This window comes from Methylobacterium sp. WL119 (assembly GCF_008039875.1).
Lineage (GTDB): Bacteria > Pseudomonadota > Alphaproteobacteria > Rhizobiales > Beijerinckiaceae > Methylobacterium.
In genome coordinates, this window is the sequence record NZ_VRUU01000024.1 from 37,873 (window position 1) to 53,454 (window position 15,582).

16 protein-coding genes are annotated in these 15,582 nt (G+C 70.0%); 7 read left to right on the plus strand and 9 right to left on the minus strand.

Features of this window, described 5'->3' with window-relative positions:
* Window positions 1–101 precede the first annotated feature (101 nt).
* On the minus strand, window positions 102–350 hold the full coding sequence (locus tag FV227_RS11570) for a hypothetical protein (protein ID WP_147841898.1): 249 nt from the start codon (window positions 348–350) through the stop codon (window positions 102–104).
* Window positions 351–458: 108 nt separating this feature from the next.
* Window positions 459–629, minus strand: coding sequence for a hypothetical protein (locus tag FV227_RS28980; protein ID WP_187274771.1), 171 nt, complete (start codon window positions 627–629; stop codon window positions 459–461).
* A 187-nt stretch (window positions 630–816) separates the two neighbouring features.
* On the opposite strand from FV227_RS28980, the gene FV227_RS11575 reads away from it, so the two are divergent.
* The 3 genes from FV227_RS11575 (at window position 817) to FV227_RS11585 (ending at window position 3,068) form a co-directional block, all read left to right on the plus strand.
* Entirely contained in the window at window positions 817–1,140 is a 324-nt protein-coding gene (locus tag FV227_RS11575) for a hypothetical protein (protein ID WP_147858970.1), read from the plus strand.
* Window positions 1,141–1,378: 238 nt separating this feature from the next.
* Window positions 1,379–2,779 (plus strand): MFS transporter, encoded by a 1,401-nt coding sequence (locus FV227_RS11580; RefSeq protein ID WP_147858971.1) that lies wholly within the window; start codon window positions 1,379–1,381, stop codon window positions 2,777–2,779.
* 82 nt (window positions 2,780–2,861) lie between these two features.
* Window positions 2,862–3,068 (plus strand): hypothetical protein, encoded by a 207-nt coding sequence (locus FV227_RS11585; RefSeq protein WP_147727098.1) that lies wholly within the window; start codon window positions 2,862–2,864, stop codon window positions 3,066–3,068.
* Between the two features lie 172 nt (window positions 3,069–3,240).
* Here FV227_RS11585 and FV227_RS11590 read toward each other — a convergent pair whose 3' ends face one another.
* Both FV227_RS11590 and FV227_RS28985 read right to left on the minus strand, forming a co-directional pair.
* Window positions 3,241–3,819: a TetR/AcrR family transcriptional regulator gene (locus tag FV227_RS11590; RefSeq protein WP_187274772.1), complete on the minus strand. Its 579-nt coding sequence runs from the start codon at window positions 3,817–3,819 to the stop codon at window positions 3,241–3,243.
* A gap of 55 nt (window positions 3,820–3,874) precedes the next feature.
* Window positions 3,875–4,366 (minus strand): hypothetical protein, encoded by a 492-nt coding sequence (locus FV227_RS28985; RefSeq protein ID WP_187274773.1) that lies wholly within the window; start codon window positions 4,364–4,366, stop codon window positions 3,875–3,877.
* 138 nt (window positions 4,367–4,504) lie between these two features.
* Here FV227_RS28985 and FV227_RS11595 point away from each other — a divergent pair, with 138 nt between their 5' ends.
* From FV227_RS11595 to FV227_RS11605, 3 genes are read left to right on the plus strand one after another with little or no spacing between them, the layout of a single operon-like run.
* Window positions 4,505–5,509: an HlyD family secretion protein gene (locus FV227_RS11595; protein ID WP_246686506.1), complete on the plus strand. Its 1,005-nt coding sequence runs from the start codon at window positions 4,505–4,507 to the stop codon at window positions 5,507–5,509.
* The gene (locus FV227_RS11600; protein WP_147858973.1) at window positions 5,506–7,071 is read left to right on the plus strand and encodes a DHA2 family efflux MFS transporter permease subunit; all 1,566 of its coding nucleotides are present in this window, start codon (window positions 5,506–5,508) and stop codon (window positions 7,069–7,071) included. Before FV227_RS11595 ends, FV227_RS11600 begins: the two co-directional genes overlap by 4 nt.
* A gap of 1 nt (window position 7,072) precedes the next feature.
* Window positions 7,073–8,716: an efflux transporter outer membrane subunit gene (locus FV227_RS11605; RefSeq protein ID WP_246686507.1), complete on the plus strand. Its 1,644-nt coding sequence runs from the start codon at window positions 7,073–7,075 to the stop codon at window positions 8,714–8,716.
* Window positions 8,717–8,751: 35 nt separating this feature from the next.
* On the opposite strand, the gene FV227_RS11610 is transcribed toward FV227_RS11605, so the two are convergent.
* The 5 genes from FV227_RS11610 to gcvA form a co-directional block, all read right to left on the minus strand.
* On the minus strand, window positions 8,752–9,786 hold the full coding sequence (locus FV227_RS11610; protein WP_147727095.1) for an HD domain-containing phosphohydrolase: 1,035 nt from the start codon (window positions 9,784–9,786) through the stop codon (window positions 8,752–8,754).
* 113 nt (window positions 9,787–9,899) lie between these two features.
* Complete coding sequence (locus tag FV227_RS11615; RefSeq protein WP_147727094.1) at window positions 9,900–11,378, minus strand: PAS domain-containing methyl-accepting chemotaxis protein; 1,479 nt, start codon at window positions 11,376–11,378, stop codon at window positions 9,900–9,902.
* Window positions 11,379–11,670: 292 nt separating this feature from the next.
* Window positions 11,671–12,672 carry a helix-turn-helix domain-containing protein gene (locus FV227_RS11620; RefSeq protein WP_147727093.1) on the minus strand — a complete coding sequence of 334 codons (1,002 nt, stop codon included), beginning with the start codon at window positions 12,670–12,672 and terminating at the stop codon, window positions 11,671–11,673.
* 830 nt (window positions 12,673–13,502) lie between these two features.
* Window positions 13,503–13,832 (minus strand): hypothetical protein, encoded by a 330-nt coding sequence (locus FV227_RS11625; protein WP_147729600.1) that lies wholly within the window; start codon window positions 13,830–13,832, stop codon window positions 13,503–13,505.
* Between the two features lie 110 nt (window positions 13,833–13,942).
* Window positions 13,943–14,821, minus strand: a complete 879-nt coding sequence (gcvA, locus tag FV227_RS11630) for a transcriptional regulator GcvA (protein WP_147729599.1) — start codon at window positions 14,819–14,821, stop codon at window positions 13,943–13,945.
* 76 nt (window positions 14,822–14,897) lie between these two features.
* Between gcvA and FV227_RS11635 the strand changes: the two genes are divergently transcribed.
* The coding region (locus FV227_RS11635) for an MFS transporter (protein WP_147858974.1) at window positions 14,898–15,582 on the plus strand (685 nt) is incomplete at its 3' end.

The following is a 15,582-nucleotide window of genomic DNA, read 5'->3' on the forward strand; positions in this document are numbered from 1 at the left end:
TCTGCTGAAGAACCAGCTTGCGCCGTCTCCGTTCCACACGAGAAAGCCGGCCCGGATCTCCCCGGACGGGCCCCTCGATCGTCGCGTCTTCAAAGGCGCCTTCAGCGCGTCCTGGCACCGAGCTTCGTGCTGATCGTCCGTCCGCCGCCACGGCGCATCATGTGGCGCCGCATGGTGTGGTGGCGCATCATCGAGCGGCGCGTCATCCGCACCTGCACGGTCGGGGCCTCGGGCTGGACGAGGCTCGGCGCGGGCGCCGGCGTCGCGGCGGAGACGGCGCCGGCCGACATCAGGACGGCGCCGAAGGCCGCGGCCGCGATCGCAGAGGCTGTGAAACGGGTCTTGGTCATCGGTGCCGGGTCCTTGCTGCCGCACCGGGTCGGTGCCACGGCGTGAAACCACGGCCACGATCCGATCGTTCCTCGCCTTCCGGTTGAGAAGGTGCGAGCCGACCCGCCTCAGCCGATCAGGAAGTGCACCAGGATCAGCGCCAGCGCCGCGCCGCCGATCGCGAGGCCCATCAGGACGACGCTGCTGAGCTGGTCGACGCCGTCCACGTCCTGGCCGATGCGATGCTCGACGCTGTTGGCGCCGTGGCCCGGCCTGTCGGGAAAGGTAGGTTGTGCCATGTCGATCTTCCTCGCGATCCGAAGGGGTGATGCGGGGGCAACGCGACATCGGACCGGTCGGTCCTCGACGTTCGGCAGGCGATGCAACATGCCGCGGGTCGCGAAGTCCCAGGCGCAGCGTGCTCCGAGCCGATGTGAACCAAAGCCTTCGCACGCCGTTGCAAGTGCCAGCGACGGGAGTGGATCGATGAAGACGCTTTGCACGGTGATGGTGGTGGGCCTGACGATCGCCGGATCGGTCGCGCCGGCCTTGTCCCAGCCCTACGGCGGCCGGGACTACGGCTACGGCGAGCGCGAATCCGGGTATGGCGGCCGTGACGACCGCTACCGCGATCGCGACCGGGGTTACGACGACCGCGGCCGCGGCGGCGGCCGCTTCGGGTTCGACGAGGCCGAGTACCTTCGCTGCAACCCCGACGTTCGCCGCGCGGTGAGCCGCGGGCAGGTGGATTCGGGCGCGGCGCATTACCGGGTGTTCGGCCGGCGCGAAGGCCGGCGGTTGTTCTGCTGAGCCTCCGACGACGCGGTCGGCCGGCACGACGGCCGGGCGGAGGCGATCTCGCCAAGCCTGGCCGGAGAGCCGCGTAGGGTCGATGGCGGCCGCCGGTTCACCGACGGCGCGGTCGGCCCGATTGAGATATGCACCCGGAGCGTAGCAACACCGTGTGGTTGCGCTTGCCGGCGCACTTGCCAGCATCCCCGCCATGGCCGCATGCAGCACGCGTTGCCGCCGCGAGCCCCAGCCCACGATGTCCCCTCCGCCCGCACCGTCGAGCACGCCGACCCATCACGGCCTGCCTCCGGCCCAGCGCGGGCGGGCGATGGTGGCGGTGCTCACCGGCGTCGCGCTGGCGACGCTCGACACCGCCATCGCCAACACCGCGCTGCCGACCATCGCCGCCGATCTCGGGGTCGATCCCGGCGCCTCGGTGTGGATCGTCAACGCGTACCAGCTCGCGGTGGTGGCGACGCTGCTGCCGATCGCGGCGCTGGGCGAGATCGTCGGCCAGCAGCGGATCTACGTCGGCGGGCTGATCCTGTTCACCGGCGCCTCGCTCGTCTGCGCGCTGGCCTGGTCGCTGCCGACGCTCGTCGCGGCCCGCGTGCTCCAGGGCGTCGGCGCGAGCGCCCTGATGGCGGTCAACATCGCCCTCATCCGCTTCATCTATCCGGCCCACCAGCTCGGGCGCGGCGTCGGCCTCAACGCCTTCGTGGTCGGCGTCGGCTTCGCGGTCGGCCCGACCGTCGCCTCGCTGATCCTCGTCGCGGCGCCGTGGCCGTGGCTCTTCGCCGTCAACGTGCCGATCGGGCTCGCCGCCCTGCTGCTGGCCTGGACCGCGCTGCCGGAGACCGGCCGCTCCGGCCACCGCTTCGATGGGGTCGGCTCGCTGCTCAACGCGTCCGCCTTCGCCCTGCTCGTGCTCGGCCTCGGCGAGGCCGCGCACGAGGGGCCGCTCTGGCGCATCCTGGCGGAGGCCGCCGGCTCGGTCGCCTGCTTCCTGCTGCTGCTGCGGCGGCAGGCAGGGCATCCTGCGCCGATGCTGGCCGCCGACCTCCTCCGGCGCCCGCTGTTCGCCCTCTCCGCCACGACCTCGGTGTGCTCGTTCGCGGCGCAGGGGCTCGCCTTCGTCTCGCTGCCCTTCCTGTTCCAGCACACGCTCGGGCGCACGCAGGTCGAGACCGGCTTCCTGATGACGCCGTGGCCCGTCGTGGTCGCGCTGATGGCTCCCCTGGCCGGGCGCCTCTCGGACCGCTACCCGCCGGGCCTGCTCGGCGGGATCGGGCTCGCCGGACTCGCCGTCGGCATGGGGCTGCTCGCCGCCCTGCCGGCGAGCCCGACCGTCCTCGACATCGGCTGGCGCATGGCGATCTGCGGCGCGGGCTTCGGCTTCTTCCAGGCGCCGAACCTGCGTGCCATCATGACGAGCGCGCCGCCGGCGCGATCGGGCGGGGCAAGCGGCATCGTCGCCACCTCCCGTCTCCTCGGCCAGACCATGGGCGCCGCGCTCGTCGCCGCCTGCTTCGCGATCGCGGATGCGCACGGGCCGGCGCTCGCCCTGGGGCTCGGCGGCGCCTTCGCCGCCGTCGCGAGCGTCGTCAGCTTCCTCCGGCTCGCCGTCGCCCCCGAGGACACGGCGAGACCGGCGTGAGGCTGCGGGGCCGGACCTCGGCGCCGCGTTAACGCTTCATCAACCACGCGCCGGCCACGGTGTCCCGAGGAGAGACACCGCCATGAAGCGACGCCCCAGCCGCGACTTCGATGCCCTGAGCCAGGCGCAGATCGCCGCCGGCCGGACCGACACCCGCCGCGTGGATGCCGGCCGCCTGATGCCCGCCTCGGCGCCGAAGCGGATGGCGGACCTCCTCGACGCGATCCAGCACGTGACCGAGGCGGCGACGGGGGAGCGCAGCTTCCTCCACGTCCGGCCGCGCCCGTGACGCCGGCGCGCTTCTCCGGCACCCGCGCTCGTCCGGCGACGGTCTTGCGATGATCACGCTGGGCTTCGTGGTGATGCTCGCGGCCGCCCTCGGCCCGGCGGCGATCCTCGTCGCCGCCCCGGCGCGCCGTCGGTTCCTGCGCTGAGCGCGGGGCCTACGAAGCCGGCCCACGTCACGCTGCGGGGCGCGCCGCCTGATACACGGCGAGGAAGATGCGGACGGCCTCGTCCACGTGCCGTTCCATGTCGGCGCGGCTGCCGTCGTCCTTGTGGGGGATGAACAGGCACACCGGAACCACCTTCCCGATGATCAACCCGATGAACATGGTCGCGGCGAGCAACGGGTCGTCGCCGATGAACGCGCCGTCGAGCCGGGCCGCCTCGAGGTAGTCGGTCAGGTGCCGCTGCGTGCGGCCCGGCGCCATCGCGTAGAACGCCTCGCCGAGGGCCGGGTTGCGCTGGACCTCGGCGACGATGATGCGGGCGAGCGCCGTCATCTCGGGCATGATCATCGCGCCGTAGAGGTTCGTGCCGAAGGCCCGGAGCACCGCCGGGAGCGGGCCCTTGCTCCCGAGATCGGTCTCGATCCGCTGCCTGAGATCGCGCGTCCGGTTGCTCACGACCTCGATGAACAGGTCGTCCTTCGAGCCGAAATGGCGATAGAGCGTCTCGGTCGAGGCCCCGGCCTCGTTCGCCACCATCTTCATCGTGGTGTCCGAGAACCCGTGCTGAAGGAACACGCGCTCCGCCACAGCGGCGATCTCCTCGCGACGGCGCGATCCGCGCGGCACACGAATCCGAGAGCCATCAGCCGAACCGTTCGTTTCGCTTGACATCACCATCCAGATTGAGGGTAGAAACGAAACGTTCGGTTCGGATAACTCGCCGCACCGTACGGACGATCGCCCACGCCGTCTCGCTGAACGTGCGGTGGGACGAAAGGTTTGCATTCATTCCATGCGTGACGTCGATGCAAGCACCTCGTCCGGCCTGTCCAGGCCGTCGCGGAGTCGACGCGACCTGCTCGACGTCGGCTCGCCGCCCCGGCAGGGCGGGCCAGCCCGCGATGCCGACGACCGCCGTCGCCCCGCCCGCGATGCGTTGCGCGTCGTCCGGGATCGGCCCCGCGACGGCAGGGACGAGGAGCCGTACGCGGACGAGCGGGATCACGGAGATCCCCGTCGCAGCCGCGACGCGCGCGACCACCGCTCCGAGGGCTGGCAGGCCCGCGAGCGGCAAGGCGACGACGATCGGCACGGCGACGACGATCGGCAAGACCACGATGGGCGAGACGACCATCGGCAGGACGACGATGATCGGAAGGGCGGCGACGCGAAGGACCGGGACGACCGCGGCGGCAAGAAATCGGACGGGGACGACCAGGGAACCGACGAGCGCGCGCGCAGGAAGCGGCGGCCTTGGGTCATCGGGATCGCCGTGGTGGTCCTGCTGCTGCTCGCCGGGGGCGGCGTGACCTACTGGCTCGCGACCCGCGGGACGATCAGCACCGACGACGCCTACACCGACGGCAACATCGTCACGATCGCGCCGCAGGTGGCCGGGCAGGTGATCGCGCTCGAGGTGACGGACAACCAGTTCGTGCACAAGGGCGACACGCTGTTCCGCATCGACCAGCGCCAGTTCGTCTACAGCCGCGAGCAGGCCCAGGGCCAGTTCGCCGCGAGCAACGCCCAGATCGCCAGCCAGCGGCTCGGCGTCGAGATCGCCAAGAAGAACTTCCCCGCGGCCCTCCAGCTCGCGCAGGCGAACCTCGACTCGGCCAAGGCCAACCTCGCCCTGCAGCAGGCCAACTACGACCGGCAGAGGAGCCTGCCCAAGCTGGCCACGACGCAGCAGGAGGTCGAGACCAACGCGTCCAACTACCAGCAGGCCAAGGCGCAGGTCGAGCAGGCCCAGGCCCGCCTCGTCCAGGCGATGCCGGTCCAGCAGAACATCGGCCAGTCCGAGCAGCAGGTCGACCAGATCAAGGGCCAGGCCGAGCAGGCCAGGGCGCAGGTCGAGCAGGCCAACCTGAACATCGAATGGAGCGTGGTGCGGGCGCCGCAGGACGGCTGGGTGACGAAGCGCAACGTCAACGCCGGCGACTACCTCACCGCCGGCCAGCAGGTCATGTCGCTGGTCACCACCGACGTCTGGGTGACGGCCAACTACAAGGAGACCGAGCTCGACGGCATGCGGACCGGGCAGCGGGTGCGGATCGCGATCGACGCCTATCCCGACCTCGACCTGCAGGGGCACGTCGAGTCGATCCAGCGCGGGTCGGGCTCGAAATTCTCCGCCTTCCCGGCCGAGAACGCCACCGGCAACTTCATCAAGATCGTCCAGCGCGTGCCGGTGAAGATCGTGATCGATTCCGGCCTGAGGAAGGAGGAGCCGCTGCCGCTCGGCATCAGCGTGGTGCCGACGGTGATGCTGAAGTGAGCGGGGCCTCGGACGACTGGAAACCCGCCCACAACCCCTGGCTCATCGCCATCGCGGTGACGCTGGCGGCGTTCATGGAAGTGCTCGACACCACCATCGTCAACGTGGCCCTGCCCTACATCGCGGGCTCGCTCGCCGCCTCGAACGACGAGGCGACCTACACGCTCACCGCCTACCTCGTCGCCAACGGCATCGTCCTCACGATCGCCGGCTGGCTCTCCGACACGATCGGCAGGAAGCGCTACTTCCTGATCTGCATCGGCATGTTCACGGTGGCCTCGTTCCTGTGCGGGCTGTCGCAGAGCCTCGGGCAGATCATCCTGTTCCGGCTGATGCAGGGCTTCTTCGGCGGCGGCCTGCAGCCGAGCCAGCAGGCGATCATCCTCGACACCTTCCCGCCGGCCAAGCGCGGGGCGGCCTTCGGGGTCACGGCGGTGGCGACGGTGGTCGCGCCCGTCCTCGGGCCGACGCTCGGCGGCTACCTCGTCGAGCACGCGACCTGGCGCTGGATCTTCTTCATCAACGTGCCGGTCGGCATCCTCACGCTGTTCGTCAACGCCTACCTGGTCCAGGACCCGCCGGCCGCGGCCGAGAAGCGCGCGCGCGGGCTCGACTACGTCGGCCTGGCCCTGATCGTCGTCGGCATCGGCTGCATGCAGATCATGATCGACCGCGGCGAGGTCAACGCCTGGTTCAGCTCGTCCTTCATCCGGATCATGGCCGTCGTCGCCTTCCTCGGGATCTTCGGCGCCATCTGCTGGCTGCTGACGGCCAAGGCGCCGGTGGTCGACCTGATGGTGTTCCGGGACCGGAACTTCGCCGTCGGCTGCCTGCTCATCGGCGCGGTCGGCGCCCTGCTCTACGCGGGCTCGGTCCTGATCCCGCAATTCGCGCAGCAGGTGCTGGGCTACACCGCGCTCGATTCCGGCTTCATCCTGTCGCCGGGCGGCGTGGCGGTGATCGTGCTGATCCCGCTCGTCGGCCTGATGATGAAGGTCGTGCAGACCCGCTACCTGATCATGTTCGGGTTCGCCTTCATGGGCGCGGCGATGTTCTATTCGAGCCTGATCGCGCCCGACATCGACTTCCGGACCCTGGTCTGGATGCGCACGCTCCAGACGGCGGCGCTCGCCTTCCTGTTCGTGCCGATCTCCACCGTCGCCTACCTGACGCTGCCGCAGAAGTACCGCAGCGACGCGTCGGCGCTGTTCTCGATGTTCCGCAACGTGTTCGGCTCGGTCGGGATCTCGCTCTCGACCGCCGCGGTCACGGAGCGGACGCAGGCCGACCAAGCCCACCTCTCGACGTTCATGACGCCGCTGCGACAGGGCTACGCCACGCTGATCCAGGAGACCGAGCAGACGCTGCGCTCGCTCGGGCGTGCCGCCTCGGTGGTGCACCAGCAGGCCGTCGCGCAGACCTACCAGACCTACACGAAGCAGGCTCAGATCCTGGCCTACAGCAACGTGTACCAATACGTGGCGCTGCTGGCGTTCCTCGTCGTGCCGCTCTGCTTCCTGATATCGGCCCGGACCGCCAAGGCCGAGGGCGGAGGACACTGACATGACATCCCGCCGAATGTTCGAAGGCCGGTCCCGCGCGAAGGCCTCGGCTGCGCTGTCGGGCCGGGTCTCCCTCCTCGCGCTCGGCGCGATGCTCGGCCTGGCCGGCTGCACGGTCGGCCCCGACTTCTCCGTTCCGCCGACGCCGCTCGCCGACGCGAGCGACTACCTCGACACCGGCGTCCCGGCCCGGGCGGCACGGCGCCTGACGGCGCGCACCAGCCAGGCCGAGCCGGACATCGCCTGGTGGCAGGCCTTCCGCGATCCGATCCTGACCCGGCTCGAGGAGCGCGTGGCCGCGCAGAACCTCGACGTGAAGACCGCGACCGCGCGCCTGTTCGAGAGCCGGGCCCAGCTCACCACCGCGAACGCCGCGACGCTGCCGACGATCGGCGGCACCGGCAACGCCTACCGCATGCAGTACAGCCAGAACGGGACGATCGGCCTCCTGTCCGGCTCCCTCGGCGGCCTGACCGGCGGCGGGGCGGGGGGCGCTAACCCGACCGCACCGCTGACCAACGGGTTCGAGAGCTACACCCTCGGGCTCGACGCATCGTGGGAGCTCGATCTCTGGGGCCGGGTCCGCCGCTCGGTCGAGGCCGCGGAGGCCCAGGCCGACGCGTCCGCGGATCAGCGCCGCGACATCCTGGTCTCGAGCCAGTCCGACCTCGCCCGCAACTACGTGCAGCTGCGCGGCACCCAGGAGCAGATGCGGATCAACCTCGCCAACATCCGCGTCAACGAGCAGATCCTCGACGTGGTGCGGGTGCGCCAGCAGAAGGGCCTCGTCACCGGCCTCGACATCGCCAGCGCGGCGCAGCAGGTCGAGGCGATCAAGGCGCAGCTGCCCGGGCTGCAGCAGCAGGAGATCCAGCAGATCAACGCGATCTCGCTCCTGCTCGGCGAGGCGCCGCTCGCCCTGTCGCAGGAGCTGGTCACCGCCCGGGCGATCCCGCCGGTGCCGCCGCGGGTGCCGGTCGGCATCCCGTCGACCCTCGTCCTGCGCCGTCCCGACATCCGAGCCGCGGAAGCCAACCTGCACGCCGCCGTGGCCGAGATCGGGGTCGCCGAGGCGCAGTTCTTCCCGACCGTGACCTTGAGCGCCAGCCCGACCGGCAACGCGGTCGATCCCGGCAAGATCTTCCGGGTGTCGTCGCTGCAGTACATGAACGTCGGCCCGTCGATCTCGATTCCGCTCTTCGACGGCGGCCGGCTCAAGGCGAACCTCGTGCTCCAGCGCGCCCGGCAGCAGGAGGCGGCGATCGCCTACCAGAAGGCCGTGCTCCAGGGCTGGCACGACATCGTCAACGCGCTCGCCGCGTTGCGCGCCGACGAGGGCCGGCGGGCACGCCTGTCCAGGCAGGTCGGCGATGCGCGCCAGGCGCTGTCGCTGTCGCGGTCGCGCTACGAGCAGGGCGTCGACACCTTCACCACGGTCCTGCAGGCGTCGCAGACCGTGCTCCAGGCGGAGGTCAACCTGGCTCAGGCCACCGCCGCGATCTCGACCGACTTCGTCTCCCTGTCGCGGGCGCTCGGCGGCGGGTGGGAGACGACGTTCCCGAGCGGCCGGACGCCGCCCCTGTCCCTGGCGAAGGTCGGCGTCCCGCTCGCCGACCTCGTCCACGACGCGCCCGCCGCACATTGAGCGGCGGCGCGCCGAGCGCGCGCGCGGCGTCGGCGTCAGAACGCGTTCGCGACCGGCCTGAAGGCGCGGACGAGGTCGGTGTCGAGCCGTCCGCCCATCCCGACCAGGATGTCGTAGGCCTTCGCGTTCGGCATCGGCGCGCGATAGGGGCGGCGCTCGATCAGCGCGCCGAAGATGTCGCAGATCGTGACGAGGCGGACGAGATCCGGGATCGCGCGGCCGGCGAGCCCGTCGGGATAGCCCGAGCCGTCGAGCATCTCGTGATGCGAGCGCACGACCGCGAGCAGGGTGTCGTCGAACCCGCGCCCCACCAGCATGGCGTATCCCAGCGCGGCGTGGGTGCGCATCACGGCCATCTCCCCGTCGTCGAGCCTGCCCGGCTTGTTCAGGATGGCGGGGTCGATCTCCATCTTGCCGACGTCGTGCAGCAGGGCCGCCTTGACGAGGTGATGGCGGTCGGCCGCTTTCAGGCCGAGGATGCCGCCGAAGGCCGCCGACAGCCCGGCCACGAGCATGCAGTGCCGGTGGGTGGCGTCGTCGAAGCGCCGGACGGCGCGCACCCAGGAGCGGATGTCGACCTCCTCCACCGCGCTCGCCACGAGCTTCGTTCCGGCCTCGATCTCGGCCGGCGTGACCGAGCGGCCGGGCACGAAGGTCTTGCGCAGGAACTGCTCGGCCATCTCGCCGTAGCGTTGCATCGCCGCCGGTATCGGCGCCGCCCGCTCCAGCAGGCCCGTCAGGGTATCGACCAGGGCACCCGCGCCGGCGGCGGCGCTCAGCAGGCTGGAGGCGCCCAGGAGGTCGGCGTACGCGCGCGTGCGGCCGCCGTCGTCGTGCAGCAGGCAGACGTAGGGCACGTGCTGGCCGCGAACCCGCTCGAGCACCTGGCGCAGGCGCTGAAGCGCCTCGGAGGTCAGCGCCTTCACGTCGCTGACGATCAGTCGCGGCGGCCCCGGATACGGCTTGTCGTCGTAGAGGTCGTAGATGGTCGAGCCCTCGAAGTCTCGCAGGTCCCGGGCCAGCCGTGCCGTGCGGGCCGGGTCGTCGCTGATCAGAAGAAGCTCGGCCATGACGGCGGTCCATGTTGGATTTTCGTTGTCGCGCTCATCTTGGACAGATTACAGATAGACCTCCCCCATCATCTCGAGGTCTGGCGCCGGGAACGGCAGATCCATGCTCGAGATCATCCCAGTGCCCGCGACGCTTCGCGGACCTGCCGCGTCGCGTGATCCACCCGCTCGCTGGCCTGGGCGATCATGTCCATGCCCGACGCGATCACCGACACGCCGCGCGAGGCGGTCTGCATGCTGCCCGAGATCTCCTGCGTCACCGCGGACTGCTCCTCGACCGCCGCCGCGATCGCGTTCGACACGTCGTTGAGCGTCTGGATCGTGGTCTGGATCGAGGCGATCGCGTCGACGGCATCGCGGGTGGCGTTCTGCGTCGCGACGATCTGGCCCCGGATCTGATCCGTGGCCTTGCCGGTCTGCTCGGCCAGCGCCTTCACTTCGGCCGCGACCACGGCGAAGCCCTTGCCCGCCGCCCCGGCGCGCGCCGCCTCGATCGTGGCGTTCAGCGCGAGCAGGTTGGTCTGGGCGGCGATGCCCTGGATTAGCGCGACGACGTCGCCGATCTGGGCGGCCTGGCTGCTCAGGCCGGCGACGATGTTGCCCGTGCGCTCGGTCTGGTGGACGGCCTGGCCGGCGATCTGGGCGGCGTGGCTGACCTGCTGGCTGATCTCGCCGACCGAGGCCGAGAGCTCCTCCGCGCCCGAGGCCACGCTCTGGATGTCGCCGGAAACGCGCGCCACCGTGGTGGCGGCCTCCGAGGTCTGGCGCATGACGTCCTCGGTCGCCGCGCCGATCGCATCGAGATCCGTGCCGATCGCCCGCTGCGCTTCGACGCGGCGCTGCCGCTCGCGCACCTGCTCGGTGATGTCGGTCGCGAACTTGACGACCTTGACCGTGCGCCCCTCCGCATCGGTGACGGGGTTGTAGGTCGCCTGGATCCAGACCTCGCGTCCGCCCTTGCCGATCCGAAGGTACTCGGCGGACTGGTATTCCCCGCGGGCGAGCGCCTTCCAGAACTCCTGGTAGGCGGCCGTGGCGCGATCCGCCTCGGTGACGAACATGCTGTGGTGCTGGCCCTTCACCTCGTCGAGCCGGTAGCCGACGGCATCGAGGAAGTTCGCGTTGGCGGTGAGGATCGTGCCGTCGGGCTCGAAGGCGATCACGGCCTGCGACCGGTGCAGGGCGGCGATCTGACCCTCGAGCTCCAGCGCTTCCTGCTTGTGGGCGGTGACGTCGGTCGCGAACTTCACGATCCTGACGGTCTTGCCGGCGCGGTCGAGCACGGGGTTGTAGGAGGCCTGGACCCAGACCTCGCGGCCTCCCTTGGCGATGCGCCTGAAGGCGGCCTGTTGCGACTTGCCCTGCGCCAGATCCGCCCAGAACTGCCGATACGCCTCGCTGGTCGCGTATGACGGCGGGACGAACAGGCTGTGATGCCGCCCCTGGATCTCGTCGAGGCCGTATCCCATCACCGCGAGGAAGTTGGCGTTGGCGGTGAGGATCTTGCCGCCGGGGTCGAACTCGATCACGGCCTGCGATTTGTCCAGCAGATCCGCCGCGATCGAGGCGCGATGATTTCGAAATGTCAACATGCCGTCCCCCCGTCCAATCATCGGCTTCCCAGCGTGCTCGTCCTTCGGGGCGAGAATTCGTACAGGCAGGCGATGAATTCCAGGCACAACCTAGACTATAAATAGTTAAGACCGGCTTATACTCCTGTCAGAATTGACGTCGACATGACGATCCGCCGAGGAGATCACGTTTATGATACTACGCATCGCAAAATTGATACTTTCCTCGACTTTCCATACCTCTGGTTGAACATTGGGTGATCCTGGGTTCCACCGCGGCATCACCGCCTCGCCCGCGATGGGATGTCGGTGGTCAGGGGCGACCGGATGCCTCGCGACGGGTCTGGGTCGGTGCACACCCGTACATGCGGCGATAGCGCTGTCCGAAATCGCTCATGTGGACGAAGCCCCACCGTCTTGCGATGTCTCCGACGGAGAGATTCATGTTCGAAGTCGCGACGAGATCTTCGTGGACGCGCATCAGGCGCTGCTGGATGATGTATTGGAACGGCGTCTGGTCGACCGACCGGCGGAAGTTGTCCTGCAACCCCCGGACGCTCAGCCCGGCGGCCGCGGCGATGTCGCTCAACGCCAGGGGCGTGGCGAGATACGTCTGAATGTAGTCCTTCGCGAGGCTCAGGCGCGACGGCCGGGCCTGCCGCCGGACGTCGGCGATCGCCTCCGCCCGCCTCGGCCAGGCCGAAAGCAGTTGATACCCCAGGATCTCCTGCATCAGCGCCAGGGTGTGATCGCCCGAAGGCTCGACCTCGAGACATCGGCGATAGATCTGCCGCATCGCGCAGTACAAGGCTCTGATGCCGGGCGCCCCCATGTCGGCGCCCCGGGCGAAGGGCGGGAAACCGGTCGCTTCGCCGCCGGTCAGAGCCGCGTTGATGGTCGTCAACGCCCGTTTCGAGATCGAGCAGCCGAACAGGTGGAACCCGTCCGACGATTGCGCATCGCTCAGATCCTGATGATCGGCGAGGATCGCGGTCGTCGGCGCCCCCATGGCACGACCGTCCTGGAAGACGTAATTCGTATGCCCGCCCAACGTGAAGTTGATGGTCACGATGTCGTAAGCGGATTTCGGCCTTCTGCTGTAGGGACCGACGGACCTCACGTCCCAGAAACTGAGCAGATCGCTCTGGCTGCCGACGAGCTCGATCTTGATCTCCGACGACCGCCCGATCTCGAACTGCACCGGGACCATGTCCCGATCGTTGAAATCCCGGACGTTCGTCGCGGAGCCGATCGACTCGGCTATGCGTCCCCTGGGTCGCCAGATCCCCGACCTCGAATTCGCCTTGCCCTTCATCGTGCCCTGTTCTTGCCCTGGCCTATCTCCCGACCGCACCGACGATCATTCCGCGAAGGACGTGAGGATCGGGATCTCCGAGCCGCGATCTCTTCGGCTGCATGCAACGCCCGTCGAAAGACCTGCGGCGGCCCCCGTCGCGAGGCGCTTCGAGGACACGGATCGAGCTGATCCAAGATCCCCGACGTTTCGATCCGCGACCCTCGGCGTATCCGCGCGAGGGGATGCCGAACGTTACTGAATCGTGCCACATCTCATGAAACAATCGTAAGTCGGTTGTAGCTTCCGACTTTTCTACCGTTGCAACGATCGACCTTTGTCTATGCGAAACGAGCTATCTGTTTTGCCCGAATCCCGCGACGATGGCAGGCATCACTTATCCGCGATCGTCGGAGCCGACGAATATCGTCGACGATCGGTTGAATAGCTTCGTGATGCGGCACTCAGAATAGCATCATATTCTGATATAGAATTTCAATTTATAAAATATAGATAATACAAAAAAGTATGTCTAGGCAATTGTCTCTGCCGAGATCGTCCGTGACGCGCACTTCCGCAGGTCGGGGGAACGTCATCGGCGAGACGCGATGTTTCGTCGGCGCGCTGCTGCTGAATGGGGGCGCTCGTTCGCCGCGCGATGGACCCGGCCGGGGCTTGAGGGCCGGCGGCGCCGCGCGCTGCGGCGATCGTGCCGGCTGTGCCGGGTCGCGATACGCCGGCGGGAAGCCGCTTCGTCGGCGGCGTCGGCCGTGATCGGGACCGCACGCAACGTGGCCGTCGGCATCCTCGCCGACGCCGATCCGGAGGCGCCGCGGCCGGTCCGGAACCGGTCAGGCGCCGGAGGTCGCCGCGCCGCCGTCCCGCATCGCCTCGGCGACGCTCTCGAAGGCGGCCACCACCGCCTGCGCATTCGCCTGGCGGATGGCGTCGAGGTCGGGGCCGCCGGCGCCGGGGATCTCGATGTCCGACATCTCGGCGCTGAGGCTGCGCCCGAGCGCGCGCACCCGGTCCGGCGGCAGGCCGCTCTGCTCGAACACCAGCACCGCGACCGTCTGGACGAGCACCCGCAGGGCGGAGGCTTCCGCGAGCCGCTCGACTGCTTCCTGATTGATCGCCATCGCCACCCCGCCGCCCGGCTCCGCCCCCGGAGGCCGGCTCATCGTCGTCGCCCCGCCATGCCCGAGGCCGCGTCCGGATGGCAACCGCTAATGCGCGTCGTCGGTATCCAGCGTCAGTCCGGTTGCATGCGGTGGGCTTCCGTCGGCGAGGCTCAGGCGGCCTTCGGAAGCCAGTCGCAGAAGGCGCGCACGGCCGGGTCCTCGGCGCGGGCCTCCGGGACGTAGGCGTGGTAGCTGCGCGCCGGCAGCGCCGGGCCGTCGAAGGGCAGCGTCAGCCGGCCGGCCGCCACGTCGTCGGCGATCAACCGCTCCGGCCCCATCGCCACGCCCAGCCCGTCGAGGGCGGCTTGCAGCGTGAGGTAGAAGTGCTCCAGCGTCACCGAGCGCGCCGGGCCGAGGTCCGGCACGCCGGCGGCCTGCAGCCAGTGCGGCCACACCTCGGGCAGCGTCGCCGCGTGCAGCAGCGTGTGGCGCTCCAGGTCCGCCGGCGTGCGGAGCGGCAGGCGCTGCAGCAGCGCCGGGCTGCAGACGGGGATGCGCCGCTCGGTCAGGAAACGCTGCCGGACATAGCCGGGGCACGTGTCCGGCCCGCCGCGGATCGCAACGTCGAACGGCTCGACGATGTGGGCGAGCGGCACGTTCGAGGTGGTCAGCCGGACCTCGATCGCCGGGTTGCCGCGCTGGAAGGCCGAGAGGCGCGGGATCAGCCAGCGCAGCGTGAAGGTCGCGAGCGCGTTCACGTGCAGCACGCGCGCCTGCCCCCGCTCCATCTGCCGCGCGGTCGCGAGCGCGACGCGGTCGAGGGCGGCCCCGATCTCGGCGAGGTAGCCCCGCCCGGCTTCCGTCAGGACGACGCGACGGTTGTGGCGCTCGAACAGCGGCGTCCCGAGCCAGGCCTCGAGCGCCTGGACGTGTCGGCTCACGGCACCGTGCGTCACGCCGAGTTCCGCCGCGGCCAGCGTGAAGCTCTGGTGCCGGCCGGCGGCCTCGAACGCCTTGAGCGCATTAAGCGGCGGCAGTCGGCGATGCATGCGCGTCAGCTTTCCTCACACGCACGTCAACATAAGGCGTTTGTCAGCCGGCGGCGAGGACGGCATCCTGCCGGCCATGAACACGGCCAGCAACACGGACAGCCGCTCCGCGCGCCCACCGAACCTCGCCGCCCCATCCGAGCCGGCTCAGGTCGCGGAGGCGGGGCGCTCGCTCGCGGTGGTCGGCCTGAACCACGCGCTCCACGACGGCTACACCGACCTGATCTACGTGCTGCTGCCGGTGTGGCAGGCGGAGTTCGGCCTCGGCTACGTCGCGCTGGCCGTGCTGCGCTCGCTCTACGTCGGCGCGCTGGCCGGGCTGCAGATGCCGGCCACCGCCGTCGCCCGCCGGCTCGGCCTGCGCACCGTGCTGGTGCTCGGGACGCTGCTCGGCGCGGCCGGCTACGCTCTCGCCGGCGCGTCGGGCGGCCTCGTCACCCTGTGCCTCGCCCTCGCCCTCTCGGGGGCCGGCAGCAGCACGCAGCATCCGCTCGCCTCGGCGGTGATCGCCCGGGCGTATGGAAAGGCCGCGCGCGGGCCGCTCGGCACCTACAACTTCACCGGCGACCTCGGGAAGGCGGCGCTGCCGCCCCTCGTCGGCTTCCTCCTCATCCGCACCGAATGGCGCGCCGTGCTGTGGATCGTCGCCGGCCTCGGTGCCGCGGTCGCGATCGCCGTCGCCGTCCTGCTGCCGCGTGAGCCGGCGTCGCGCGAAGCCGAGCCGGGCGAGCCGCAGGCGACCCCGGCCGGCGGGGCGCGGG